The sequence below is a fragment of the Pararhizobium sp. PWRC1-1 genome (assembly GCF_049897905.1).
Lineage (GTDB): Bacteria > Pseudomonadota > Alphaproteobacteria > Rhizobiales > Rhizobiaceae > Pararhizobium.
On the sequence record NZ_JAFCXE010000001.1, the window covers coordinates 182,545 to 206,675 of the forward strand.

28 protein-coding genes are annotated in these 24,131 nt (G+C 59.5%); 12 read left to right on the forward strand and 16 right to left on the reverse strand.

Annotated elements, in window-relative coordinates:
- Window positions 1–110: 110 nt before the first annotated feature.
- Window positions 111–497 carry a DUF779 domain-containing protein gene (locus ACP7E0_RS00905; RefSeq protein WP_426122362.1) on the forward strand — a complete coding sequence of 129 codons (387 nt, stop codon included), beginning with the start codon at window positions 111–113 and terminating at the stop codon, window positions 495–497.
- A gap of 27 nt (window positions 498–524) precedes the next feature.
- Here ACP7E0_RS00905 and ACP7E0_RS00910 read toward each other — a convergent pair whose 3' ends face one another.
- From ACP7E0_RS00910 to lgt, 6 genes are all read right to left on the reverse strand, one after another.
- Entirely contained in the window at window positions 525–1,457 is a 933-nt protein-coding gene (locus tag ACP7E0_RS00910) for a ribose-phosphate pyrophosphokinase (protein WP_060505735.1), read from the reverse strand.
- A gap of 224 nt (window positions 1,458–1,681) precedes the next feature.
- Window positions 1,682–2,557: a hypothetical protein gene (locus tag ACP7E0_RS00915; RefSeq protein ID WP_426123006.1), complete on the reverse strand. Its 876-nt coding sequence runs from the start codon at window positions 2,555–2,557 to the stop codon at window positions 1,682–1,684.
- An 86-nt stretch (window positions 2,558–2,643) separates the two neighbouring features.
- The gene (locus ACP7E0_RS00920) at window positions 2,644–3,795 is read right to left on the reverse strand and encodes a M24 family metallopeptidase (RefSeq protein ID WP_426122363.1); all 1,152 of its coding nucleotides are present in this window, start codon (window positions 3,793–3,795) and stop codon (window positions 2,644–2,646) included.
- 1 nt (window position 3,796) lies between these two features.
- A complete protein-coding gene (pgeF, locus tag ACP7E0_RS00925) occupies window positions 3,797–4,591 on the reverse strand; it encodes a peptidoglycan editing factor PgeF (protein WP_426123007.1) in 795 nt (264 codons plus the stop codon).
- 159 nt (window positions 4,592–4,750) lie between these two features.
- Complete coding sequence (locus tag ACP7E0_RS00930) at window positions 4,751–5,845, reverse strand: class I SAM-dependent methyltransferase (RefSeq protein WP_426122364.1); 1,095 nt, start codon at window positions 5,843–5,845, stop codon at window positions 4,751–4,753.
- 10 nt (window positions 5,846–5,855) lie between these two features.
- Window positions 5,856–6,701 carry a prolipoprotein diacylglyceryl transferase gene (lgt, locus tag ACP7E0_RS00935; RefSeq protein ID WP_426122365.1) on the reverse strand — a complete coding sequence of 282 codons (846 nt, stop codon included), beginning with the start codon at window positions 6,699–6,701 and terminating at the stop codon, window positions 5,856–5,858.
- Window positions 6,702–6,890: 189 nt separating this feature from the next.
- Between lgt and ACP7E0_RS00940 the strand changes: the two genes are divergently transcribed.
- From ACP7E0_RS00940 to ACP7E0_RS00970, 7 genes are all read left to right on the forward strand, one after another.
- A complete protein-coding gene (locus tag ACP7E0_RS00940) occupies window positions 6,891–7,151 on the forward strand; it encodes an accessory factor UbiK family protein (RefSeq protein ID WP_113317013.1) in 261 nt (86 codons plus the stop codon).
- 436 nt (window positions 7,152–7,587) lie between these two features.
- Entirely contained in the window at window positions 7,588–8,088 is a 501-nt protein-coding gene (locus tag ACP7E0_RS00945; protein ID WP_426122366.1) for a YbjN domain-containing protein, read from the forward strand.
- A gap of 2 nt (window positions 8,089–8,090) precedes the next feature.
- On the forward strand, window positions 8,091–8,909 hold the full coding sequence (proC, locus tag ACP7E0_RS00950) for a pyrroline-5-carboxylate reductase (protein ID WP_426122367.1): 819 nt from the start codon (window positions 8,091–8,093) through the stop codon (window positions 8,907–8,909).
- Window positions 8,910–8,924: 15 nt separating this feature from the next.
- On the forward strand, window positions 8,925–9,266 hold the full coding sequence (locus ACP7E0_RS00955) for a tRNA-binding protein (protein ID WP_426122369.1): 342 nt from the start codon (window positions 8,925–8,927) through the stop codon (window positions 9,264–9,266).
- Window positions 9,267–9,291: 25 nt separating this feature from the next.
- Window positions 9,292–9,849, forward strand: coding sequence for a protein tyrosine phosphatase (locus ACP7E0_RS00960; protein WP_426122370.1), 558 nt, complete (start codon window positions 9,292–9,294; stop codon window positions 9,847–9,849).
- A gap of 68 nt (window positions 9,850–9,917) precedes the next feature.
- The gene (locus tag ACP7E0_RS00965; RefSeq protein ID WP_426122371.1) at window positions 9,918–10,220 is read left to right on the forward strand and encodes a toxin; all 303 of its coding nucleotides are present in this window, start codon (window positions 9,918–9,920) and stop codon (window positions 10,218–10,220) included.
- Window positions 10,201–10,485 (forward strand): DNA-binding protein, encoded by a 285-nt coding sequence (locus tag ACP7E0_RS00970; RefSeq protein WP_426122373.1) that lies wholly within the window; start codon window positions 10,201–10,203, stop codon window positions 10,483–10,485. Before ACP7E0_RS00965 ends, ACP7E0_RS00970 begins: the two co-directional genes overlap by 20 nt.
- Before the next feature lie 25 nt (window positions 10,486–10,510).
- On the opposite strand, the gene ACP7E0_RS00975 is transcribed toward ACP7E0_RS00970, so the two are convergent.
- The 3 genes from ACP7E0_RS00975 to ACP7E0_RS00985 are packed head-to-tail and all read right to left on the reverse strand — an operon-like array spanning window position 10,511 to window position 13,114.
- On the reverse strand, window positions 10,511–11,890 hold the full coding sequence (locus ACP7E0_RS00975) for an ATP-binding protein (protein ID WP_426122374.1): 1,380 nt from the start codon (window positions 11,888–11,890) through the stop codon (window positions 10,511–10,513).
- Between the two features lie 23 nt (window positions 11,891–11,913).
- Window positions 11,914–12,615, reverse strand: coding sequence for a response regulator transcription factor (locus ACP7E0_RS00980; RefSeq protein ID WP_113245688.1), 702 nt, complete (start codon window positions 12,613–12,615; stop codon window positions 11,914–11,916).
- 49 nt (window positions 12,616–12,664) lie between these two features.
- Window positions 12,665–13,114, reverse strand: a complete 450-nt coding sequence (locus ACP7E0_RS00985; protein WP_113317021.1) for a MarR family transcriptional regulator — start codon at window positions 13,112–13,114, stop codon at window positions 12,665–12,667.
- Between the two features lie 307 nt (window positions 13,115–13,421).
- On the opposite strand from ACP7E0_RS00985, the gene ACP7E0_RS00990 reads away from it, so the two are divergent.
- On the forward strand, window positions 13,422–14,312 hold the full coding sequence (locus ACP7E0_RS00990; RefSeq protein WP_426122375.1) for a branched-chain amino acid aminotransferase: 891 nt from the start codon (window positions 13,422–13,424) through the stop codon (window positions 14,310–14,312).
- A 103-nt stretch (window positions 14,313–14,415) separates the two neighbouring features.
- On the opposite strand, the gene ACP7E0_RS00995 is transcribed toward ACP7E0_RS00990, so the two are convergent.
- Window positions 14,416–14,685, reverse strand: coding sequence for a hypothetical protein (locus ACP7E0_RS00995; RefSeq protein WP_426122376.1), 270 nt, complete (start codon window positions 14,683–14,685; stop codon window positions 14,416–14,418).
- A gap of 431 nt (window positions 14,686–15,116) precedes the next feature.
- Between ACP7E0_RS00995 and ACP7E0_RS01000 the strand changes: the two genes are divergently transcribed.
- On the forward strand, window positions 15,117–15,287 hold the full coding sequence (locus ACP7E0_RS01000; RefSeq protein WP_426122377.1) for a hypothetical protein: 171 nt from the start codon (window positions 15,117–15,119) through the stop codon (window positions 15,285–15,287).
- Between the two features lie 135 nt (window positions 15,288–15,422).
- A complete protein-coding gene (locus ACP7E0_RS01005) occupies window positions 15,423–16,064 on the forward strand; it encodes an MBL fold metallo-hydrolase (RefSeq protein WP_426122379.1) in 642 nt (213 codons plus the stop codon).
- A 94-nt stretch (window positions 16,065–16,158) separates the two neighbouring features.
- On the opposite strand, the gene ACP7E0_RS01010 is transcribed toward ACP7E0_RS01005, so the two are convergent.
- The 5 genes from ACP7E0_RS01010 to ACP7E0_RS01030 form a co-directional block, all read right to left on the reverse strand.
- Window positions 16,159–16,602, reverse strand: a complete 444-nt coding sequence (locus ACP7E0_RS01010; RefSeq protein ID WP_426122380.1) for a BA14K family protein — start codon at window positions 16,600–16,602, stop codon at window positions 16,159–16,161.
- Window positions 16,603–16,746: 144 nt separating this feature from the next.
- Entirely contained in the window at window positions 16,747–16,962 is a 216-nt protein-coding gene (locus ACP7E0_RS01015; RefSeq protein ID WP_037098666.1) for a cold-shock protein, read from the reverse strand.
- Between the two features lie 548 nt (window positions 16,963–17,510).
- Window positions 17,511–18,407, reverse strand: coding sequence for a DMT family transporter (locus ACP7E0_RS01020; RefSeq protein ID WP_426122381.1), 897 nt, complete (start codon window positions 18,405–18,407; stop codon window positions 17,511–17,513).
- A gap of 141 nt (window positions 18,408–18,548) precedes the next feature.
- Window positions 18,549–19,265, reverse strand: a complete 717-nt coding sequence (locus ACP7E0_RS01025) for a class GN sortase (protein WP_426123008.1) — start codon at window positions 19,263–19,265, stop codon at window positions 18,549–18,551.
- Window positions 19,255–21,606, reverse strand: a complete 2,352-nt coding sequence (locus tag ACP7E0_RS01030; RefSeq protein ID WP_426122382.1) for a marine proteobacterial sortase target protein — start codon at window positions 21,604–21,606, stop codon at window positions 19,255–19,257. The genes ACP7E0_RS01025 and ACP7E0_RS01030 overlap by 11 nt, the downstream gene beginning before the upstream one ends.
- 460 nt (window positions 21,607–22,066) lie before the next feature.
- On the opposite strand from ACP7E0_RS01030, the gene ACP7E0_RS01035 reads away from it, so the two are divergent.
- On the forward strand, window positions 22,067–23,269 hold the full coding sequence (locus ACP7E0_RS01035; RefSeq protein ID WP_426122383.1) for a pyridoxal phosphate-dependent aminotransferase: 1,203 nt from the start codon (window positions 22,067–22,069) through the stop codon (window positions 23,267–23,269).
- Between the two features lie 263 nt (window positions 23,270–23,532).
- Here ACP7E0_RS01035 and ACP7E0_RS01040 read toward each other — a convergent pair whose 3' ends face one another.
- Window positions 23,533–23,841 (reverse strand): GIY-YIG nuclease family protein, encoded by a 309-nt coding sequence (locus ACP7E0_RS01040; protein ID WP_426123010.1) that lies wholly within the window; start codon window positions 23,839–23,841, stop codon window positions 23,533–23,535.
- Between the last annotated feature and the right edge of the window lie 290 nt (window positions 23,842–24,131).

Here is a 24,131-nt window from a genome sequence, read left to right on the forward strand (position 1 = left end):
TGATCGCCGCAGACCTCCAAAGGTCACCCCACCCCGGCACTGCGTGCCGACCCTCCCCCTCAAGGGGAGGGTAAACGCCGTTCTACCACTAGTCTTCAAGGATGCTTCTCATGACCGACACACTCAACGGCGAACCACGCGTGCTCGCCACCGACGCAGCGCTGGCGTTCATCAAGGAGATTCAGCAGGATCATCCCGATGTGTTGTTTCATCAGTCCGGCGGCTGTTGTGATGGTTCGTCGCCGATGTGTTATCCGGCCGACGATTATATCGTCGGCGACAACGACGTGAAACTTGGCGAGATTGGTGGTGTGCCCGTCTATATCAGCGCCAGCCAGTTCGAGGTCTGGAAGCATACGCAACTGATCATCGACGTCGTGCCGGGCAGGGGCGGCATGTTCTCGCTCGACAATGGCCGTGAACGGCGGTTTCTCACGCGGTCGCGATTGTTTGCAGGCGGCGAGGCCTGCGCTATTCCGATTGTTAAAAGAGCTTGAGGTGGGCAATTCCGCCGATTGAGCGGATCAATCGAACAGGCTGGAAACCGATTCTTCCTGGCTGGTGCGGTTGATTGCCTCGCCGATCAGGCTGGACGTCGAGATAACGCGGATATTATGGGCCGACTGAACCGCGGTGGTCGGCTGGATCGTATCGGTGATCACCAGTTCCTTCAGCTTCGACGAGGTGACGCGGGCGACAGCACCGCCGGACAGAACGCCGTGGGTGATATAGGCCGTGACGCTGGTGGCGCCATTCTTCAGCAGAGCCTCGGCAGCGTTGCAGAGCGTGCCGCCGGAATCAACGATATCGTCGATCAGCAGACAGTCCTTGCCGGTGACATCACCGATGACGTTCATGACCTCGGATTCGCCGGCACGTTCGCGGCGCTTGTCGACGATCGCCAGCTGGCAATCGAGGCGCTTGGCCAGCGCACGGGCGCGCACCACGCCGCCGACGTCAGGCGAGACGACCATGACGTTTTCGAGATTGTAGTGTTCCTTCACATCGCGAGACAGGATCGGCACGGCGTAGAGGTTGTCCGTCGGAATGTCGAAGAAGCCCTGGATCTGGCCGGCATGCAGGTCGAGTGTCAGAACGCGGTCGGCACCGGCTTCGGTGATCAGGTTGGCGACCAGCTTGGCCGAGATCGGCGTGCGCGGACCGGGTTTGCGGTCCTGGCGGGCATAGCCGAAATAGGGAATGACGGCAGTGATGCGGCGGGCTGATGAGCGGCGCATGGCGTCGATCATGATCAGCAGTTCCATCAGGTGGTCATTGGTCGGAAACGAGGTCGACTGGACGACAAAGACATCCTCGCCGCGCACGTTTTCCTGTATTTCCACGAAAATTTCCTGGTCGGCAAACCGTCTGACGGTTGCTTTGCCCAGGGGCAGGTTGAGATAATTGCAGATCGCTTCGGCCAGGAGCCGGTTCGAGTTGCCTGCGAAAACCTTCATCGATGGTCCGCCTGTGCTGGCGCGGGTTTGTCGTCCGCGCAAATTCCGTAAGCCAGCCGGGGTCTCGATCGTCCCAAGCTTATGCGCGCTTCATAACGCCCTTGACTTTGAATGCAAGAGGATTGCCGCGTTGCAGCGTAGTTTATCCTAAAAAGATTTGCTCAAACGTGGCGAAGTAACGACATTTCGCCTCACAGCGTTGAATTTTCGACCCTGCCCGGCGTTTAGCCGGCGTTGCCGGCACGCCAGCTCAGATACTCGTTGATGGTCTTCGTGGCGATCGCCTGCATCGTCTGTGCGGGAACGACGGACCAGAGATTGGCGGCGGTGGCGTTGACCGTGTCCTGCCCTTGGATGCGGTGCAGCCGGTTGCCGGTGCCGTCAAGCACGTCCCAGACATAGACCACCGTCGTCTTGCCGCCGTCGTTCAGCGCCGAGAAATAGCCCTTGAGGATGTGTTGGCTGCTGGTGTCGGATGCGGCCTTGATCGTCAGGCCGTGCGAACGGGCCTCGGCGCCGAGCTGTTTGGAGAGCGGTGTCACGACCTCCACCGGCGCACCGATGATCGGCAGGAAGCGGATCGTACCTGCCGCCGCCGCAGGGGCGATGGCCGCAGCCTTCTGCGGCGGCTGGGTTTGCGGTTCCTGCTCGGCCAGCTGCAGTTCAGGCTCAGGGGATTGCTCGTTCCGAGCGGTGTCGTTGTCCGATGCTGTGTCCACCGGTTCGGCAGCGACGGGTCTGCGCGAGACCTTCTGCTCCTGTGTTGGGATCTGGCCTTGCTGCAAGCGATTGGCCTGCGCATCCAGTGATCCGGCCGGATCAGTATAGTCGGAATCTCCCTGCGCCATCACCGTACCGCTTGGGCCTTCCGAAAAACCCTCCTGTTCCGGCGAGGCAAGCTGCGTGCTTTGCACGGGCGCCGACGCCTGCGGCGCGACGTCAACGGTCTGCATGGAGTCGAGATCGGATTGATTGACCGGCGGCGAGCGGAAAGTGCCGGCGCCGACATCGACCTGCGGGGTCAGGTCGTCCATACTGTTGCAGCCCGTCAGAGCTGCAACCATTCCAAGGCTCGCAAAAAGCATGATCAGCTTGTGCATCGTCCTACCGTCCGGTTCTTCGGTGACGGAATGCGCGAAGGCCCCCACCTTCTTCCGCCGTTCATGAGGACGATAGATCAATTTTCCTAAGCAGAGATGAAGTCTAACCCATAGCGCGACAATGCCTTCGGCGCGCCGTCCGTGGTCAGATAGGTCTGACCCAGCGTCATTGCCGTACCGCTGTCACTGTCCATGATGATCATATGGACGAAAAGAGACATGTCGGCCGTGATCTCCTGCGGATTGCCCATATGGAACATCTGGTGCTCCATCCAAGACGGCGAGAAGCGGGCGCCGAGCGAATAGCCGCAGGCGTTCAGACGGTGCCGGGTCAGGCCGCGCTCGTCCATGATCTTGGAGTGAACGTCGAAGACCGTGCCGAACGTGTTACCGGGGCGAAGGACCATTTCGATCGCCTGGATGGTGTCGCGGCAGGCGCTGTACAGTTCACGGTGGCGGTTGGTCGGCTCGCCGATAACGACGGTACGCATCATGGCGGCGTGATAATGCGCGCTGACACCGGCCCATTCCAGTGTCAGCTGGTCCTGCACATCCAGCGTCCGGCGGCCGGCCTTGTAACGGCAGAGCAAGGCATCGGCACCGGAGCCAATGATGAACTCGTTGGCCGGATAGTCGCCGCCGCCGGAAAAGACGGCGCCCTGCATGGCCGCCAGGATGGCGGCTTCGCTGCCGCCGGCATGAATGAGCGGAATGGCGGCGTCCAGTGCGTCGTCGGCAAGGCTTGCTGCCTTTTCGACATAGACGATCTCCGCAGCACTCTTGACTAGGCGCAGGCGGCTGACCAGCAGCGATGCATCGACCAGCTCGCCGAAACTCGTCAGCTGCTGATCCAGCAGCCGGGCAATGCGGCCGGTCATGCCATGCGTGTCATACTCGATGCCGATGCGGGTGCCGAGCAGGTCGAGATCGCTCAAGAGGTTCTTCAGGTCCATTGTCGGATCGGCGTTGACCCGGTCGACCCAGACCTCGACGCGCTCGATATTCGACGTGTGCTTGGCCTGGCGCAGATCGGCTGAGCGGGTCAAAAGCACCATCGAACCATCGGCCTTGACCACCAGCGTCTGGAAGAAACAGTAGCCGAACGTGTCGTAGCCGGTCAGCCAGTACATGCTTTCCTGTGCAAACAGCAGCATGGCGGCGAGCTTTTCTTCCTTCATCTTGGCCGTCAGCCGTTCCAGCCGCGCCGAAAATTCGTCCTGCGTAAAATGCAGTGCCATGTCATGCCTCCCGTAAGGATATTGCAGAAATCTGCCGGCCATAATCCGGCTCGCTGCGATGGGTCGTCCGGCGGTAGGAGAAGAAACGCTCCTCGTCCGCATAGGTGCAAAGGTCGAGATTTTCGGCCGTGACGCCGGCGTCCGTCAGCCGCTTGATGGTCAGCCCCGGCAGGTCGAACATGGCGTGGCCCTCGCGCGGCGAGGGCGTGAAGAAGGCCGCGTAGCCGGGGTCCTTCTCCAGAAATCGCTCGACGAATTCGGTGCCGACTTCGTAGTTCCGGCGGCTGATCGAAGGACCGAGGCTTGCGGCGATATGCTCGCGGCGGGCGCCGAGCGAGATCATTGCCGCGATCGTGCTTTCGAGCACACCAGTCAGCGCGCCTTTCCAGCCGGCATGCGCAGCACCGATCACGCCGGCCTCAGCATCGGCAAACAGGACGGGGCCGCAATCGGCCGAAAGTACGCCGATCACAAGCCCCGGCGTCGCGGTGACCAGCGCGTCGGCCTCAGTGCGGGTGCCGTCATAGCTGGCATCGACGATCACGGCGTCGGGCGAATGGACCTGGTGCACCGTCGCCAGTTTCTGCGGCTCAGCACCGAACCAGGCGCTGACCCGGGCACGGTTTTCCTCGACACGATTGCGCTCGTCTCGTGAACCGAGCCCGACATTGAGGCCGCGATAGATGCCATCCGAAACGCCGCCTTCGCGGGTGAAATAGCCATGTCTGATGGCGCTTCCCGCTCTTGAGGCGATAAGCGGGCTTTGCACAGGGGAGAGCAAGGCATCATCCTTCATCGGTTGTTTTGCCTTTTCGATATGCTGCAATGCGGTGGGTTTTCCGGGCATGGCGGCTGTGTCAGCCCTGAGTGATTTGGCCGGATGTTGGCCTTAAGGGGCGGTCTCTGTCAATCCACCGAAACGACAGCGGGCGTCGCCGCGGCGTCTTGGCAGCCGCTATTTCTGGAAGGGAACAAGCGCCACATTCGGGCTACTGACCACCAGAACTTTGAACAATTCGCCCATTTTCCCTTCGCCGCCACCGGCCAGCCGTTCGGCGTCGGCACGGATGTTTTCCTGGGTTTCGACACTCTTGTCACGGCCAAGGGCTGCGGCGCGTTCGGCAAGGCCAAGCGCAATCAGAAAATCGCCCTGATAGGTCAGTCCGTTGATCTGCAAGCCCTCGGTCACCGCCCTGCGGGCAAGCTGTTCGAAATCGACATGGCTGGTAATGTCGGCTTGGCCTGGATGCGCGAGCGGCGGGTCGAACTGGTGGTCGTGCACCGCCTGCAGCGTGTCGCCGAGGCCCGTTGCCATGTGGCCGTAATCGATGATCACCGCTGTTCCGCCACTGGTGCGGATGCGCTCGCTGAGTGCCGCCATCACCGCGTCGCGGGCAGGGGCGGTCTCGAAGGCGGTTCCCAACGGTGCTGTCTGGGCGGCAGGCGGCAATAGATCGGGATCGATGCTGGCCACGCCGGCCGCAAACGCCAGCTCTCCGGCGGCATCAAGACCGACAAGCCGCTCTTTGAATCCTTGCGCTGTCTTGACGAACTGGCGGATGGGGATGGCGTCGAACAGTTCGTTGGCCGCCAAAAGCAGGAAGCCGGCCGGCACGGTGTCGAAACCGTCATGCCACGCCACCTTGAATTTGTGGGCGACCAGCGTCTGTTGCTGAACCTTCTGCAAGCGCTCGCTGGTTTCGACGAGATGCACGTCGGCTGCCTCGTAGAGGGCCGGGGAGAGTTTGCGGATAACCCGCAGGATGTCGGCCATCATCGTGCCACGGCCAGGACCGATCTCGACAAGATTGACCGGTACGGGTTCACCGTGCCGCTGCCAGGCCTGGACGAGGAAGATGCCGATCATCTCGCCGAACAGCTGGCTGATCTCCGGCGCCGTGATGAAATCGCCGGATTGGCCGAAGGGTTCGCGCGTCCTGTAGTAGCCATGTTCCGGATCGGCCAGGCAAAGCGAAAAATAGTCGGTGACGCTGATCGGGCCGTTGGTAAGGATGATGGCCTTGATCTTTTCCGCAAGCGGGGTGGTCATGTCGGCCCCTTCACGCGGTCGCGACAGTGGCGCGGCAGGCCCGCAGGATGGCCCAGAGACCGATCAGCACCATCGGCACCGACAGCAGCATGCCCATGGTCAGCCAGCCGCCGAGCAGATAGCCGAGTTGCGCGTCCGGCTCGCGGAAGAATTCCACGAAGATGCGTGCCAGACCATAGCCGGTGACGAACACGCCGCAGACGAGGCCAGGGGTTTTCAGCGCGTGGCGGTAGTAGATCATCACGGCAAGGACGGTCAGCAGCACGAGGCCTTCGAGCGCTGCCTCATAAAGCTGGCTCGGGTGGCGGGCGAAAGGGCCACCTGTCGGAAAGACGACGGCCCAAGGGGCGGACGATAACCGGCCCCACAGTTCGGCATTGATGAAATTGGCGATGCGGCCGAAGAAAAGCCCGATCGGCACAACGGCGGCGACGATATCGAACAGGCTCCAGACGGCAATCCTATTGCGCTTGGCAAACAGGATCATGGCGATCATCGTGCCGATCAGGCCGCCATGGAAGGACATGCCGCCATTCCAGATTTCCAGTGCCCGGAGCGGGTTGGCAAGCACGCTTTGCAGATCGTAGAACAGGATATAGCCAATGCGTCCGCCGCCGACGATGCCCGCCGCAACCCAGAGCAGGAAATCATCGAGCTGCGTTTCAGTGACGGCGGGGGCGCCGTTACGCCAAAGTGCTGTGTTGCGCGCCAGCCTGCGGGCATATTGCCAGCCGATCAGGATGCCTGCGACGTAAGCGAGGCCGTACCAATGGATCTGCAGCGGGCCAATGGAAATGAGTACCGGATCGATTTCCGGAAAGGGCATGATCGAGAAGAGTGTCGCTATTGTTTCCAAGGTCTTGCTTCATTTCCGCCGGTTGTTTTGCCGGAACATGGCCCTGCGGCAAGGCAGGGTCAAGGCAAGCCGCGTTCACGAAAGGCTGACATCACCGGTATTTTTCCTTGCATCGGCCCCCATGTGCTCCTACCTCCTCTTCAAGCCCGCCATGCGGGCAATGGACGCTAGAGACCGGAGACCGAGACAATGAGCACAGGTGCAAACCGCATTCTGGATGATTTTGCCAAGTTGATGACGGACGCGGCGGGTGCAGCCCAGGGCGTACGCAAGGAGATGGAAACGGTTTTTCGCGCCCAGGGCGAACGGCTCCTCAATTCCATGGATATTGTCAAGCGTGAGGAGTTCGAAGCCGTGCGGGAAATGGCGCTGAAGGCACGTGACGAAAACGACGCGCTTCTCGCCCGCATCGCAGCACTCGAAGCGCGCCTTTCAGACGCTGGCAAATAAGGAGAATCAACGCGGTGGCGCTCGCTGCGCCATCGCGTCTGATCGATTTCTGGGGCAGGTGTCCCGGGACGGTACAGGGGCGCTCGTTTTCAGGGCCGCCCGCACGGCATTTTTCATAAATCTTTCACCCTGTGGACACTGCCGAAAAACGCTTATGGCAGAGTCGTTTAAGAACGGGTGCTGAATCAATTTAAGAGAGCCTATCCACAACCACCGGCGCTATTTTTCACCCGGGGGGCTTTCATGCGGACTCCGGCATTATACACTGATTTTAAATGATGATTCGAAACGGATCACGCAAGCTCCAGGCAGGGTATGTCAGCCAGGATGGTCGTGTTTCCGGTAATCATAAATGTTTGTTTCTGGTGTTTGAGTTTGCAGTCATCGTGTGTGAACACGATGTCGCATGTCTGCATCAGGACTTTTGGGGTGATGTATGAGCCTGATGGAACTGGAATTTGAGCGCCAATCGAACCCGGTCGATATGATCGAGTTCGTCGCTGCCAATAATGATTGGTCCTTCGAGCGCTCTGGTGAGGACGAAATCGCCATGACTGTGGAAGGGAAGTGGACCGATTACCACGTCTCCTTCTCCTGGATGGAAGAATTCGAGGCGCTGCATCTCGCCTGCGCCTTCGACATCAAGGTTCCCGAAAGCCGCGTCAACGAAGTGATCCGGCTGCTCTCCCATATCAACGGCCAGGTACTGATGGGTCACTTCGATCTCTGGCGTCAGGAAGACGTGGTGATCTTCCGCCAGTCGCTGCTGCTTGCCGGCGGTGCCGAGCCGACCAACCAGCAGGTCGAGGTGCTGCTGTCCAGCGCGCTTGAAGCTTGCGAATCCTATTTCCAGGCCTTCCAGTTTGTGGTTTGGTCAGGTGTCGATGCACAGAGTGCCGTCGAGGCCGTGATGTTCGAAACCGTCGGAGAGGCGTGACGATGACTGTGCATACGTCGGGTCCGATCGTTCTGATCGGTGCAGGCAATATGGGCGGCGCAATGCTCGCCGGCTGGCTGAAAAGTGGCATCTCCGGTGCCGATCTGCTGGTTATCGATCCCGGTCCGCCGCCTGCCATGGCCAAGCTGATCGCCGACAACGGCGCGCGTCATGTGACAACGGCACCTGCGGAGCTCAAGGCTGGCGTTCTCTTCCTCGCAGTCAAGCCGCAGATGATGGGCACGGTGCTGCCGCCATTGAAGGGGCTTGTCGGCCCTGAAACGGTGGTCGTGTCGGTCGCTGCCGGTACGACGCTATCCTTCATGCAATCGCATCTCGGCGATGCAGCCATGGTGCGGGCCATGCCGAACACACCGGCAATGATCGGCCGTGGCGTCACCGGCGCCTTTGCCAATGGCGCGGTATCGAGCGCGCAGCGCGATCTCGTCCATAATCTTCTCAAAGTGTCCGGCCCGGTCGAATGGGTCGAAACCGAAGCCGATATCGATGCGGTTACCGCCGTGTCCGGCAGCGGCCCGGCCTATGTCTTTTATCTCGTCGAGTGCATGGCGGAGGCTGGCCGCAAGGCCGGTCTTCAGGCGGACCTTGCCATGCGGCTCGCACGGGAAACCGTCGCGGGGGCTGGTGAGCTTTTGCACCAGTCCCCCGATGACGCCTCAAAACTTCGCCAGAACGTGACGTCTCCCGGCGGCACCACGGCGGCGGCACTCAACATTCTCATGGCCGATGACGGCATGCAGCCTCTGTTCGACAGAGCGATTGCCGCAGCCCGCAAGCGGGCGGAAGAACTGGCCGGGTAATTCGGGACGTTTTCCATGACCGACACCATCACCTACGCCGATTTCGAGCGCGTCGATATTCGTACCGGCACGATCATCGAGGCGTCGCCCTTTCCCGAAGCACGCAAGCCGGCGATCAAGATCGTCATCGATTTCGGTCCGGAGATCGGCCTCAAGAAATCGTCGGCGCAGATTACCACGCACTACACGCCGGAAAGCCTGATCGGCCGCCAGGTGCTCGGCGTTGTCAATTTCCCGCCGCGCCAGATCGGCCCGTTTCGCTCTGAAGTCCTGACATTGGGCTTCGAAGACGAGGCCGGCGCGATCGTGCTTGCCGCCACCGACAAGCCGGTGCCGAACGGCAAACGGCTGCTGTAAGGAATTTCTTCTAAGGATATTGCTGATGGACCTCAGTGCCGTTCGAGACTTCGTCCGTGTCACCTGCCTGCGCGATGCGGCCATGGTCGCTGGAGACTGGTCGGCCTCGCATGTCGTTTCGCTGCTCGATCCGGAACTGGCTGAAGAGCACGTTCCGCGCATCTCCAATGCAAAGCACCATGTCGTGCGGTTGCGTGACCAGGAAAACGCGCTGGCAACCGGTCATTTTCCGGATGCGGTCACGGCGTTCTTCGATGTCGTCCTTCCGGCGATCGAACAGCAGGGCAGCCGCATTCTCGTCCACTGCCACGCGGGCGTCAGCCGCTCCACCGCTTTCGCCTACGGCATCCTCGCCCACCGCTTTGGCGCTGGCCGCGAGGAGGAGGCTTTTGCAGCTCTCCTGTCGATCGTCAACAAACCCTGGCCGAACCGCCGCATCATCGAGATTTTCGACGCGCACTGGCAAAGGCAAGGGCGGCTTCTCGCCCCGCTCGACGTGATGCGGGCAAAGCACCCAAAACGTATCGACGCTTGGCACCGGTTCAATGAACGGCGCGGGATGATCGGCACCTATTCGCGGTGAGAATCTGCCCGCCGCAACTTCATCTACGACGGATTTGACAAGCCATACTCTGTCCATGCAATAGTACTATGGCGAGATTTCTTTGGAGCATCGATAAAAACCGAGCCCTAAAGGAGCATTCGGATCGGCATGTCTGTTTTGAAGATATTGTTGCCGCGATCGATGCCGGTGGTTTGTTGGATGACATAGAGCATCCGAATGCCGAAAAGTATCCGAAGCAACGGATGCTCGGCGTGTTGTTCTCGGGGTATGTGTATGCGGTTCCCTATGTGCAGGATGCGGATGGTAACCTGTTCCTGAAGACCGCGTTTCCAAGCCGACGGCTTAGACAGGGTTATTTGCCGGGAGAAGATGATGTCCAAGAAGCCTGAAATCGGCGGTTATCTCGACGAAGAAGAAGCGTCGCTGATCGAGGCACTTGAAAATAGCAGTTTGCCTCTCAAGAGCGGGCTGACGCCTGCTCGCCGCGCTGAATTGGAAGCAACCGCGCGGATAACATTCAGCGAGGATCGGGAGAAGATTTCCCTGCGGGTCTCCAAGGCTGATCTTGCCCAGTTGAAGTCTCGCGCGCTGCAGGAAGGTATTCCGTACCAAACCCTGATTAACTCTATAATTCATAAATACGTTTCGAGCTGATCTGATCGGCACATATTCGCGGTGATCATACCGGAACCCGAACCACAGCTCTCAATCCACCCATCGGACTATCTGACAGCGTGACATTGCCGCCATGGCTTCTGGCGATGTCCAGCGCAATGGCGAGGCCGAGGCCAGTTCCTGAACTGTCGAGATTGCGGGCCTCGTCGAGCCGGAAGAATGGCTTGAAGACGTCTTCGCGCGAGCGCTCAGGAATGCCGGGACCGTCATCGTCGACGGTGATCGTCAGCCATTTGCTGCTGTGCTTGGCATCGATATGGACGGTGTTGGCGTAGCGGTAGGCGTTGGATGCCAGATTGGCGACCAGCCGGGTAAAGGCATTCGGCCGCACACGGATATTGTCGTCGCCTTCCACCGAGGTCGTGACCGTCTTGTCGTGCAGTTCACCCTCGAGCGTCAGCCGGTTCATCAAGTCGCTGAGTTTCAGCTGCCCGACATCTTCCTCCGCCTCACCGCGCGCGAAGGCGAGGTATCCTTCCAGCATGCTCTGCATGTCCTCGACATCCTGGTTGAGGTTGTCGAGATCGGCGCTGTCGCCGGCCAGCGCCAGTTGCAGCTTGAAGCGGGTGAGGATGGTTCTGAGGTCGTGACTGACGCCGGTCAGCATCGCCGTGCGCTGTTCCATCTGGCGCTCGATGCGCTCGCGCATCTGGATGAAGGCAAGGCCTGCCCGGCGGACTTCCTCGGCGCCTCGCGGGGAGAAATCGTCGATCTTCTGCCCCTTGCCAAAGCTCTCGGCCGCATTGGCGAGCGCCAGGATCGGCCGGATCTGTCCGCGCAGGAACAGGATGGCGATGGTCAGGAGCACCAGCGAGGCGCCGACCATCCAGACGATGAAGATATGGGTGTTGGAGGCATAGGCCTGGCTGCGGCGTGCGTAGACCCGCAGGATACGCTTGTCGTCGAGCTTGATGCGCACTTCGACGAGATCGGAATTGCCGACCGTATCGATCCAGAACGGCTTGCGGATCTGGTCGGAAATCTCCTCGCTGAGGATCTGGTCAAGGATTTCGAAAAATGGTTTTGGACGCGGCGCCGGCAATTCGCCATCCGGCTCGATTGAGATACGCAGGTTGAGCCGGTCCCGGGCGATCTGGATGATATCGGCATAATCGCTGGCGGGCATCGCTTCGATCAGGTCGATGACGGCGGCGATATCGCCGGTGACGGCTGCCGACAGCCGTTGGGTGACCAGTTGCCAGTGCCGTTCCATAAAGACAAAGGCAACCACCGACTGCAGCAGCACCATCGGGATGATGACGATCAGCAGCGAACGGGCATAGAGCCCCATCGGCAGCCGTCGCCGCAGCCAGCGGGTGCTGCGCTTCAAGGGTGTTTCGCCGGTTTGCGTGCGGGGACGCCGCAGGATGTCAAAGCTTGCCATGGAAGCCTAACCGGTTCATTCGCCTAGTCCACGCTTAGCCGGTAGCCAATGCCGCGTACCGTCTGCAGCCAGACGGGATTGGACGGATCGTCTTCGATCTTCCGGCGCAGGCGGTTGATCTGCACGTCGATTGTCCGTTCGCCGACCTCCGCCTCGTCGCTGACCAGTTCATGGCGCGGAATGGTCTCGCCGGCGCGCTGCGAAAACAGCATCATGATCTCCTGCTCGCGGTCGGTCAGCCGAATATGGTCGGCGCCGCGCCGCAACTCCTTGCGCACCACCGAGAAGGTGAACGGGCCGAAGATGACCTGTTCGACCTTGGGGGCTTTTGCGGGGGCGTTGCGCCGCAGGATATTGTTGATGCGCAGCACCAGTTCGCGCGGGTCGAACGGTTTTGGCAGGTAGTCGTCGGCGCCTGCCTCAAGGCCCTCGATGCGGGCATTGGATTCGGCAAGTGCCGTCAGCATGATCACCGGCACGGTCTTGATCTTGCGCAGGCTCTGGGTCAGCGAAATGCCAGTCTCGCCGGGCATCATCACATCGACGATCAACAGGTCGTAGTCGATGCCTTCGAGCTTGCGGCGCGCCTGGTCGGCATCCGCAGCCGTGGTGACGCGAAATCCTTTTTCCATCAGGTAGCGGTTGAGAAGATCGCGAATCCGGCGGTCGTCATCCACGACCAGCAGATGGGCGGCATCGTCGTCGATCCTGATCGTCTTTGTCATTTGTCTTGAGCCCTGTCATCTCGCATAGGCCGGCTGTGTCTGCCGGGTGTCATTTGTCGTCGGCATTTTTCATGCCGGCCAGGAAGCGTTTGACCAGTTCGCGTGCGCCGGGACCGGTTTTTTCCATGGCCTCGGCGATGCGCCGTGATTGTGGCTCGGCCAAGGCTCTTGCGAACGTCTTGCCTTCCTTCGTTGTATAGAGCTTGCGTTGCCTGCGATCCTCCGGTCCGGCAACTTGATGAATATACCCTGAATCAATGAGTTGTTTCAAAACACGCGCCAGGCTCTGCTTGGTGATCCGCAGCGTCTCAAGCAGATCGGCGACGGTCATTCCGGGTTCGCGATCAACGAAGTGCAGGACACGGTGGTGCGCGCGCCCGAAACCGCGCTTTTCGAGAATCACATCGGGATCGGAGGTGAAATCCCGATAGGCAAAGAAGAACAGCTCGATGATTTCAAAATCAACCGCGTCCGTGTTGTCTGCCCCAGCCGATGGCATGTCATTTTCGGCTTTCTGGTTCGGCTGTCCTGCCACGCAGTCGTTTCCTTTCAATTACAGTGCATTCTACGAAACATTTGAAAAAATATGTCAGTCATATTGACATATTTTTTCGTCATTGGTAAGCCTTTGACCGCAGAAGGGCGAACTTCCGGCGCTTGCTCTATCTCTGAAGATAGGCCGCGCCGCGCCGATCGCCAATCCAAATTCATCATAATGGATTTCCCTGGCTCGCGTTTGCCGATAAATTGAATCAGGGAAGACAATCAACACAAAGAATGGCGCGTGGACGCCGAGGGATGAGACGATGGCAACAGTTCCTTTTGATCAGTTGGACGGGCAGATCTGGTTCAATGGCGAATTCGTCGATTGGAAAGACGCCAAGATCCATGTGCTGACCCACGGGCTCCACTATGCCAGCGCAGTCTTCGAAGGCGAGCGCGCCTATGGTGGCCGCATCTTCAAGCTCACCGAACACAACAAGCGTCTGCACAAGTCGGCCGAAATTCTCGGTTTCACGATCCCTTATTCGGTTGAAGAGCTGGATGCGGCAACGGTTGAACTTTTGAAGCGTCAGGGATTCTCCGAAGCCTATGCCCGCCCGATCGCGTGGCGAGGATCGGAAATGATGGGCGTTTCGGCCCAGAGCAACCGCATCAATGTCGCCATCGCCATCTGGCAGTGGGGCAGCTATTTCAATCCGGCCGAAAAGTTGAAGGGCATCCGCCTCGACATTGCCGAGTACCGCCGGCCGGATCCGAAGACGGCGCCTTGCGCCTCCAAGGCCGCCGGTCTCTACATGATCTGCACGATTTCCAAGCATGCGGCAGAAGCCAAGGGCTATGCCGATGCGATGATGCTGGATTATCGCGGCCAGGTGGCTGAAGCGACCGGCGCCAACATCTTCTTCGTCAAGGATGGCGTCATCCATACGCCGGTGCCGGACTGCTTCCTCAACGGGATTACCCGCCAGACGGTCATCGAGCTTGCCAAGCGCCGGGGCTATCAGGTTGTTGAACGGGTGATCATGCCGGAAGAGCTTGCAGATTTCTCGGAATGCTTCCTCACCGGTTCCGCAGCCGAGGTCACGCCGGTCTCCGAGATCGGCCCCTATGCGTTCAAGCCGGCGACGATTTCCGAGACGTTGATGAACGACTACATGAAGGAAGTTTATCCGGTCGCTGCCGCTGCGGAATAATTCGCGTCTTCGATACGCATTAAGAAAAGGCGGCAGATGAGCCGCCTTTTTTCGTTGAGATTTGGTTCGTTGACGCGACCGGGTACGGATCGCGATCCGCGTTTCAGGCTCGGCTTTTGCCCATGACCAAGCCAGCAAGCCCGGTCAGGACGCCACCGCCGACAAGTCCACCGATGGCTTGCGTGATCAGCCCGGCGGCTGCGGCTTCGCCACCCAGCATCTGAACGAGAAAACCGCCGCCAAGGCCGCCGATCGCGCCGACAATCGTGCGTACGACGACGCTGAGCGCCTGTTGCTTGAGAACCGCGCCCGCCGCGTTTCCACCCGCAGCACCGGCAATCAACTGCGTAATGATAGGCAATAATGCTTCCATTGTTCGCTGCTCCCGTTTCAGCCATTGGCGTCCGGCCCCCCGGACTCACCTGGCACGCCGTCGATCCGGCATGTGCAGGTTGAGGCGAAAATCCGCACGAGTCAATTTCGCAGCTGCGAAATGAGATTTTTGCTGAAAATCGCCTTCAGGTGGAGAGGAAAGCCGCCATGTTCATGACTGTGTCATGAGCGCGCGATAGCGAAGGATGACGCGTGTTTCGCCCTGCCATCGACGACAGAATTTTCCCATAGCCGATCTCCCGCGCAATCACTTCCCAGTGAAATGCAGACGGGCTCTTTTGTTCGCGTCTTTGCCCATTCTGCTGTTCCCATGGGAACTGCGAATATCCCCAGATTGTAAAATACTGAATTCGTTCCGCTTTACCGGAACTTTTGGGGAATTCCGGTGTTTAGACGCCAACAGGAGAGGGTATGAACATGCAGCCGAACATTTCCGAGGAGCCGTATTCGGCCGCGCGTCAGCTGCGTCCGGTCGTCATCACCGTCATTGCCGCCAAGCTCGCGGTTTTCGCGCTGCTGATGACGACGATCAATGTCCAGGCGCCGCTGCCGGCAGCCGTTGAACTGGCAGACATGCGCTAGGGCGATTTGCCCGGCATCTTTGGGCAGCCCGCGTTTCGCAGCTGCGATGTGCCTTAACACCCGTCTTTGCCGTTTTCATTGCAGCGCGTCCATCCTATATGCTGTCCTACGAGTGAGACAGCGAGGCACGGCTCCATGTTACAGGCGGGCATTATCCCGGTTACCCATTTCCAGCAGAATTGCACGGTTTTGTTCGATACCGAAACCAAGGAAGGCGTTGTCGTCGATCCGGGTGGCGATGTCGATCTCATCCTGCAGACCATCAAGGAAAACGGCATCACGCTGAAGGCGATCTGGCTGACCCATGGCCATATCGACCATGCCGGCGGCGCCAAGGAACTGAAAGAAGCCCTGAACCTCGATATTATCGGCCCGCACAAGGACGATCTGCCCCTGCTCGAAAAGCTGGAGACGCAGGCTGAAAAGTTCGGATTGGCGATGAAGGTCGAGAATATCCTGCCGGATCAATGGCTGGAGGATGGCGACACCGTCTCCTTCGGCGAGCATGTCTTCGAGGTGCTGCATTGCCCCGGCCATGCGCCCGGCCATGTGGTCTATTACAATCGCGAGCAGGGTTTTGCCCATGTCGGCGATGTGCTGTTTCGCGGCTCCATCGGCCGTACCGATCTGCCGGGTGGCAACCACCAGCAGTTGCTCGATTCCATTCGCGACAAGATACTGCCGCTCGGCGATAATGTCGGCTTCATTTGCGGTCATGGCCCGGGCGGCCAGATCGGCGAGGAGCGCCGGACCAACCCCTATCTGCGCGGTTTGTAACGGCCAGCATCGACACTGTGCCGTAGGCAGAGACAGCAAAAAAGGCACGTGCAGATCAGCACGTGCCTTTTTCATTGAAGTATTACTGTTAGTCTCAGCCGGCCTGGCAGAAATAATCCCGGCCGTCATAGCCGCGGAACGTGCCCGACTGCGAATCGAACGAGCGGTAACGCTGCGAGCAATACCGGTACCAGCCGGGTGTCCAAGGCTCCAGTCCACCGTAGTTCTGAACAACGACGGGGCGAGGGCGGCGATAGACCCGGCGCGGCTCGTAATATTCGGGCTCCGGATCGATATAGACCCGTTCCTGATAACGCGGCTGGCTGGCAATCGCGCCGCCAATGATCACGCCGGTGGCAAGACCGAGTGCGCCCAGCGCTACGGCGTCGCCATTGTTGTGACGGCGATAGTCCCTGTCGTAGCCGCCATGACGGTAGCCGCGGCGGCCCCAGTCTTCAGCTTGGGCGGACGACACTGTCGGGATGACCGTCGCTGCGGTGGCGAGGGCAAGAACGGCAGCTTTGATAACCTTGTTCATTGATTCGATCCTGTTTTCGGCCGGACAATTCAGTCCTTGATGATGGAGACAGATTAATACGGCGAAACTGAATGCAGGCTGAATGAAAAAACCCGGCAACGAGGCCGGGCTTCAACGTGAATCTGTTTGCAGCAAGCGGGCTGTTTAGCCCGAGACCTGCAGGTTGACCGCCTTCGGACCTTTGCCGCGGCGATCCGGTTCTGTGTCGAAGCTGACCTTCTGGTTCTCGGACAGTCCGTTCAGGCCCGAAGCCTGGACTGCGGAAATATGCACGAAGATGTCTGCGCCACCATTGTCCGGCTTGATGAAACCAAAGCCCTTGTCGGTGTTGAAGAATTTAACAATGCCAGTCTCGGCCATGCGTCAGGTCCTTTTTCCTCTGCCCGGATGCGGCGGGCAGCATTACAGTGTTTTGCCCCAAAAGGGCGTGCGGCAGGCAGTTCTCGATTATGAGGAAAGGGTCCTGTTATTGCAGCCAGTCATCGAAAAACTCCGTCTTTGCCCGACTGCCCGGAACATTGTGCGTCTCCGGCGCGCGTTAATATAAAGGTCTTCCCGTGTTCGCAAATTGCCCGAACACAGTAAGCTTGCTGTGTTTATTTTAAATTGGCAAGCAAAAGTTTTTTGAAGCAAGTGTGCCGTTTTGGTTTGTTTAAAAAGCAATCAACTGCCGAAAAATGCGGTTCTTCGGCTGATATACTGCAAGCTATTGAAAATATTGTCATTTGGCTGGTAGTGCGAATTTTTTGAGCTGTTTGCGACGGAGAGGGTCGCAGAAGGCCAAGGCAACGCCAGCCAATCCCTTCGGGATTTTAAATATTAACCGTTTGATAAAACGTGGTACTTGCCTGCTACCAGTGAAATATACCCGGTGTCGAGAAAACCGCGCCCTTACCGCTGACGAGGTATCATGCGCCGGCTGTGGCGCGCTTCGCTTTGGTCAATTCGGGGACGATCTCGGCGATCAACATGGCGGCAAAGATCGTCGCGCAACCGATGTAACCAATCGTGGTAATGGTCTCCCCGAGCAGCAGAACGCCGAGCAGCGCGGCAAACAATGCTTCGCTCGACAGGAAGATCGCTGCCTGCGGCGCCGTCGTGTAGCGCTGGCCGACGACTTGGCAGATGAAACCGATGCCGCTGGAAAAGAAACCGGCATAGAGGATTTCGGGCAGGGCGTTGGTGATGGCGGCCATATCGAGCGGTTCGAAAATCGCCCCGGCCAAGCAGCCGAGAACGGCACAAACGGCAAATTGTACCACGCACAGCGGCATAGGCCGGCCGGTACTGCCGACGAAAATGCCGACCAGCATGACCTGAAGTGCCCAGAAGGCAGCGCAGATGATCGTCAGGAAATCACCATTGTTGAGGCCGGCAAGCGTGCCGCCGCTGAGAAGGAAGATGCCCAATAGCGCCAATCCGGCAGCCGGCCAGATGATCCAGTGCGGCTTGCGGCGCAGGAACACGACCGTCAGGATTGGCACGAACACGACGTAGAGCCCAGTCAGGAAGCCGGAATTGGTGACGCTGGTCGTCAGGAGGCCAAGCTGCTGGGTCATCGCGCCGGCAAACAGCGCCAGTCCGATCCAGAGGAAATTGCGGATGCCGGATCCCGGTATCGGCTGTTGTGCTTTGCGGTGCTCCCACAAAGCCAACGGTGCCGCGACTGCGGTTGCAATGGCAAATCGAAGGCCGATGAACCACATCGGACCAATCGAATCCATCGCTGTCGATTGCGCCACGAAACCGGCACCCCAGATGGCGCCGGACACGAGCAGGAAGAGATTGGCCTGGATGCGGGTCACGATATCGGTTCCGGATGGCTCGGCACGGAAGGCCTCGCATCGGAACGATTTCAGGCATGCGTGTCAGGTTGTGATGACGTTCCGGCTAGCATTTGCATCAAAAACAGGCAAGGGCACGAAGACCACTCGCGCAGGTCACAATCAGAAGGATCGTGCCGGCGAAAGGGGGAGGCCTTCCGCCATCGAACCTTTCGCTTCAACGGCATCTGCAACAAGTTCGGCATTGACGATATAGCGAAGGGGGCCTTGCTCGGTGGCATCGAACGGCCAGCAGGTGGCGAGCGCCAGATTGCGGCCGGGCGCATCGGCGTTAATGCCGCTCTCGTCCCAGCGGGCGATGCGGCTGGCGCCGGCGCGGAAGGTGAGGTTGGTTCCATCCTTGCGGGTAATGACCAGAAGGTCGCCCTGCTTGACGTCTTTCAGCCAGCGGAAATGCGTATCGCGATGGGCGGCGATGACCGATGTGCCAAGTTCACCCGGCGCCGGGGTATTGGCCAGTCGCGCCGGACCAAAGGCCAGAGCCTCGCCGCTGGCGCCGGAAAGCACGACCGCCGTTTTACCGATCCGAAGGGCAGTGATTTCCGCTTCGGTGGAGAAGTCGGCCCAGGGCCAGGGTTTGGCATTGGTTTCACCCTGTAGCTGCGCCTCGAAGCTGCGTTTGAGGAGAACCTGGGAAAACTCCGACTTGGCCTTCATGTAAAAGCCTTTGCCGACCAGCATCAGGCCGGCGAGCGCGATCAGCAGGATCCCGGCCAGAACCACGGTCTCCAGCGGATTGAGGCGCGCCAGAAAGCTGGCGCCCCCTTCCTTGCCCTGTCCTTGCTCTGGGCTTGCATCGTTGCCGGGCTTATCGTACACGGTCACGCGCCTCCGAAACCAGGCCACGCAGCTGCCAGCGCCACAGGCTGAAGGTTGTCGCTGCCATCAGGGCGAAGGCAAGCAGCATCAGGCCGATCAGGATATGCCGGTCGGCCAGCGTTGCCGTTTGCGGCAGGTCTACCTGTTTGCCCGCGTCGGCAATCATGCTGGCGGCACGCGCCGTCGGGGCTGCGGCCATCCGGTCGGCGACCATCATTGCCTGCTGTTCGCCCTGTTCCAGCGATGCCTTGCGCTGGCCTTCCGGAATGGCCTGTTCTGGCTTTTCGCCAAAGACCTTCTCGAAATCCCAGCCCTCGGGCAGGTTGAGCGGCATGTCGGTGCTGGCGACAGGCTCGTTGGCCGGACGTGACGGCGTGACATCAACGGCGACAAGGCTGGTGACGCGGGAGACCAGGTGATTGGCCAGCGCCACCCTCTCGATCTCTCTGTCGAGCGCGGCCGCATCGTTCACCGCATAGGCATTGGCTTCCAGATCGTCGATCTTGCGGCGGGCCCAGAGCTTGGCGATGCCATTTCCTTCGGAGGCCTTGGCGACATCCATTTCGATCCGCCAGGGCTGGTTGCCGGTCTTGCCGGTGATCTGCAGCTTTCCTGCAGGCGTGGCGCCGTCCAGCTGCGCCGTCAACACCACCGGCTCGCCGCGATAGAGATCCGGCATCGGGTTCGGGGTGATATCCTGCGCATTGGCGCCATCGAAGCTGACGGCAATGTCGGTCATCACAGGATTTTCGAGCTTGGCGAACAGCTCACCCATGCGCGCTGCGACCTGGTCTTCCGAGCCGATCAGCGTGAAGGTGCCACGGCCGAGTTCTGCGGCCTTGGTCATGAAATGCGTGTTGGGCGCCGAGCCGATGCCGACGGTGAAGACGCGGGCATCGCCCCGGTTCTTCGAAATCTCCTCGAACAGCTGCGCCTCGTTGCCGATCGCGCCATCGGTAAGGAACACCACCTGCCGCAGGGCGCCGGGCTCGACTGGGCCCTGGGTGCGAAGAGCAGCTTCCAGTGCCGGCAGCATTTCGGTGCCGCCATCGGCGGTCAGGCCGCGAACGAAGGCGATGGCATTCTCGCGCTCGTCCGGCGTTGCCTGGACGAGCGAGGGGAAATGCACCTCCATCGTGTCGTCGAAGCGGACGACGTTGAACTTGTCTTCCGGCCGCAGTTTCGAGATCGCTAGCGCCAGGCTGTCACGCGCCTGCTCGATCGATGGCCCGGCCATCGATCCGGAATTGTCGATGACGAAGACGACTTCACGTTTCGCTGGGGTTTCCGTTGCAGCGGATGCGGTGGGAGGCGTGACGAAACCGAGCAGATAGGTCTTGCCGTTCTGCGTTTCGCGGAACAGGCCCGCATTCGGCGTCTTGCCGGCGATGGCATTCCAGCTCAGTTCGAAATCCTTGTCGGCCGGTACGCTGCCGCCCTTCAGCGAAATCTTGCGGGCCATGTCATCGACCGTCTGCATCTCGGTCTGATGGAAAGGCGAGGTGACAGTGCCGAGCGGGAATCCGGCATTGAGATTGACCGTCAATGTCACCGGATTGATCCTGGCATTTTCAGCGGGATCAAGCACAGGGGCCGTGATCTTGTCGCGGTCCGGAACGGGATCGTTGACGGCATAGCCGGACTTCGGATCGAGATCGACCGTCTGCACGATCGGATCGGGATTGTAGCGCGGCGCCACCACCATCGGGAACCTCAGCCAGAATTCGCCGCCCGACTGGTCGACGCTGCTCTGGTACTCGATCTGCACGACGATGGTTTCGCCGGGACCGATATTGGCCACCTGGTTGGTAAAGATGTTGGGACGCTGCTGCTCGAGAAGGGCGGTCTTCTTGCCTTCCGCCTTGGCTTCCTCGTAGACCCTGCGGGCCTCTTCGCGGGCTTTGATCTCACCCTCGATGAAGCGGTCGCCGATCTGCATTTTCAGCGTATCGACGGCGGAATTTTCCGGCAGCGGAAAGACATAGGTGCCCTCGACCCAGCCTTTGCTCGGGTTCTGGAAGCGTTGGGTGACACGGGTGCGGACGATCGGGCCGTTGACGTCGATGACCACATCGCTCGCAAGCCGCGGTGCCTCGACGAACGATCCCGGTTCCTTGGACGGGAAGAGCAGGGCGCCCGTGCCCATGTCGTTGGGGCGCACATAGCCGGCAAAGCGCTGCGGCTTGCTTCCGTTCGTCTCGGCCATGGCATGCGAGAAAAATCCCATCACGAACAGCAGAGCGAGTGTGACGGCAACAAGCATCGCCACGATCAGATACTCGATTTGCCGCCCGGTCATGCGGCTCGGCGGCTTGGCCGTGTTTTCGGTGTTCAGAAGCATTGCAGGCCCCCTCGGCGCACATGGATTCGTCTACCTCCAGAAAAGGCTCCGAAATCGGCTGCACAAGGACGGAATTGCGGCAGGCCAAGGCATTTGTTGTGACCAAATCAAGGCGTTGTGGAAATCGGCGAAAGCGATTGTTTTTGATGAATAAATCTCAGTGGAGAAACGTTCTTGATTCTCATGTTCCCGCCGCCGCTGGGGTCCGGCATTTCGCTTTAGCCGGGTTCAAAAAGCAGAGTCGTTTCAGGCCTCTGCGCGGCTGAGCCGACAAAGTGATTCATAGAAACCGGTGATGTCACTGATGAAACATTGTCATGGTTACGCATTTTGCCGATTTTTAAGGGCATTTGCGCTTGAAACCGGGGCGGTCTTTCGACATACACCTAACCGCTATGGAGCCTGGCAGAGCCGCTCCATTGGCCGCATGCTGTTTCAACCTGATCAGGATAAACATATCATGGCCTTTCTTGCCGACGCCCTTTCCCGTGTAAAGCCATCCGCCACCATCGCCGTTTCCCAAAAAGCCCGGGAACTGAAAGCCAAGGGCCGCGATGTGATCGGGCTTGGCGCCGGAGAGCCGGATTTCGATACGCCTGATAATATCAAGAAGGCTGCGATCGACGCGATCAACCGCGGTGAGACGAAGTACACGCCGGTTTCCGGCATCCCCGAACTGCGCGAGGCGATCGCCAAGAAGTTCAAGCGCGAAAACAACCTCGAATATTCGGCTGCCCAGACGATCGTCGGCACCGGCGGAAAGCAGATTCTTTTCAACGCCTTCATGGCGACGATGAATCCGGGCGATGAAGTCGTTATCCCGGCACCTTACTGGGTTTCCTATCCCGAGATGGTGTCGATCTGCGGCGGCACGCCGGTGTTCGTCGAAGCGACCCAGGCCAACAATTTCAAGCTGACCGCCGAAGACCTCGACAAGGCGATCACCGACAAGACCAAGTGGTTCATCTTCAACTCGCCGTCCAACCCGTCGGGCGCGGCCTATAGCCATGCCGAACTGAAGGCCCTGACCGACGTGCTCTTGAAGCACCCGCATGTCTGGGTCCTGACCGACGACATGTACGAGCACCTGACCTATGGCGACTTCAAGTTCGCCACTCCGGTTGAAGTCGAGCCGAAACTCTATGACCGGACGCTGACCATGAATGGCGTCTCCAAGGCCTATGCCATGACCGGCTGGCGCATCGGCTATGCGGCCGGGCCGCTGTCGCTGATCAAGGCGATGGACATGATCCAAGGCCAGCAGACCTCGGGCGCCTGCTCGATCGCCCAGTGGGCTGCCGTCGAGGCGCTCAACGGTACGCAGGACTTCATTCCGGAAAACAAGAAAATCTTCGAAGGCCGCCGCGACCTCGTCGTGTCGATGCTCAACCAGGCCAAGGGCATCGAGTGCCCGTCGCCGGAAGGTGCGTTCTACGTCTATCCGTCCTGCAAGGGCCTGATCGGCAAGACTGCGCCGTCGGGCAAGGTCATCGAGACCGACGAAGACTTCGTCTCCGAACTGCTCGAATCCGAAGGCGTCGCCGTCGTTCACGGATCGGCCTTCGGCCTCGGTCCCAACTTCCGTATCTCCTACGCGACCTCGGAAGAACTGCTTGAGGAAGCCTGCAAGCGCATCCAGCGCTTCTGCGGCGCCTGCAAGTAAGCAGCTCCACTGAACGACAACGGGCCCGCCGGAAACGGCGGGTTTTTTGTTGGGTTTTCAACGGTGGTGATGGCCAAACACCAAACTCCCTCATTACCGCCCTTGTGGTGGTAATCCAGCAGCACCGCGTCTGCGGTGCTGAAAGACTCCTTTCACGCGACGGACGTCGCGTGGCTGGATTACCGGGACAAGCCCGGTAATGAGGGAGTGGGGATTCTTTGTTTGAAAACAGAAGATGTTGTGGGAGCCCTTCGCTCAGGCTGTCACAACCCGTGCGGATAGTGCGAAATATCCGCCCAATTCGGGTTCATTGCGTCAATCAAGTTGAGCTTCCATTTCCGGGTAAATTTCTTGATGCTCTTTTCGCGCTGGATCGCGTCAATCAAAAGATCATACTCCTCAAACCAAACCAGCGTTTTCACGCCATACCGGGATGTAAATCCGGGCGTCAGGTTGTTTTGATGTTCGAAAATCCGGCCGGGCAGGTCCCGGGTGACGCCGGTATAAATCGTTCCGTTGCGTTGGGATGCGAGAATGTAGACGTAACCCTTCCTGCGTGTATCATGGCTAATTGCAGCAATTTTTCAAGATACCCCCGTACCCCTCATTACCGCCCTTGTGGCGGTAATCCAGCAGCACGGCGTCTGCGGTGCTTAAAGATTCCTCTCACACGACGGACGTCGCGTGGCTGGATTACCGGGACAAGCCCGGTAATGAGGGGAAAATTGGGATGACCGGGTGAAAGGTGGCAGAGGCGGAGAGGGTGTGCGGCTTCGCGCAAGCTGTTACAAACCAAGCAGATAATGCGAAATATACGCACACTCGGGAAACTTTGCCTCAAGTAGCAACATCTAGCCACCGA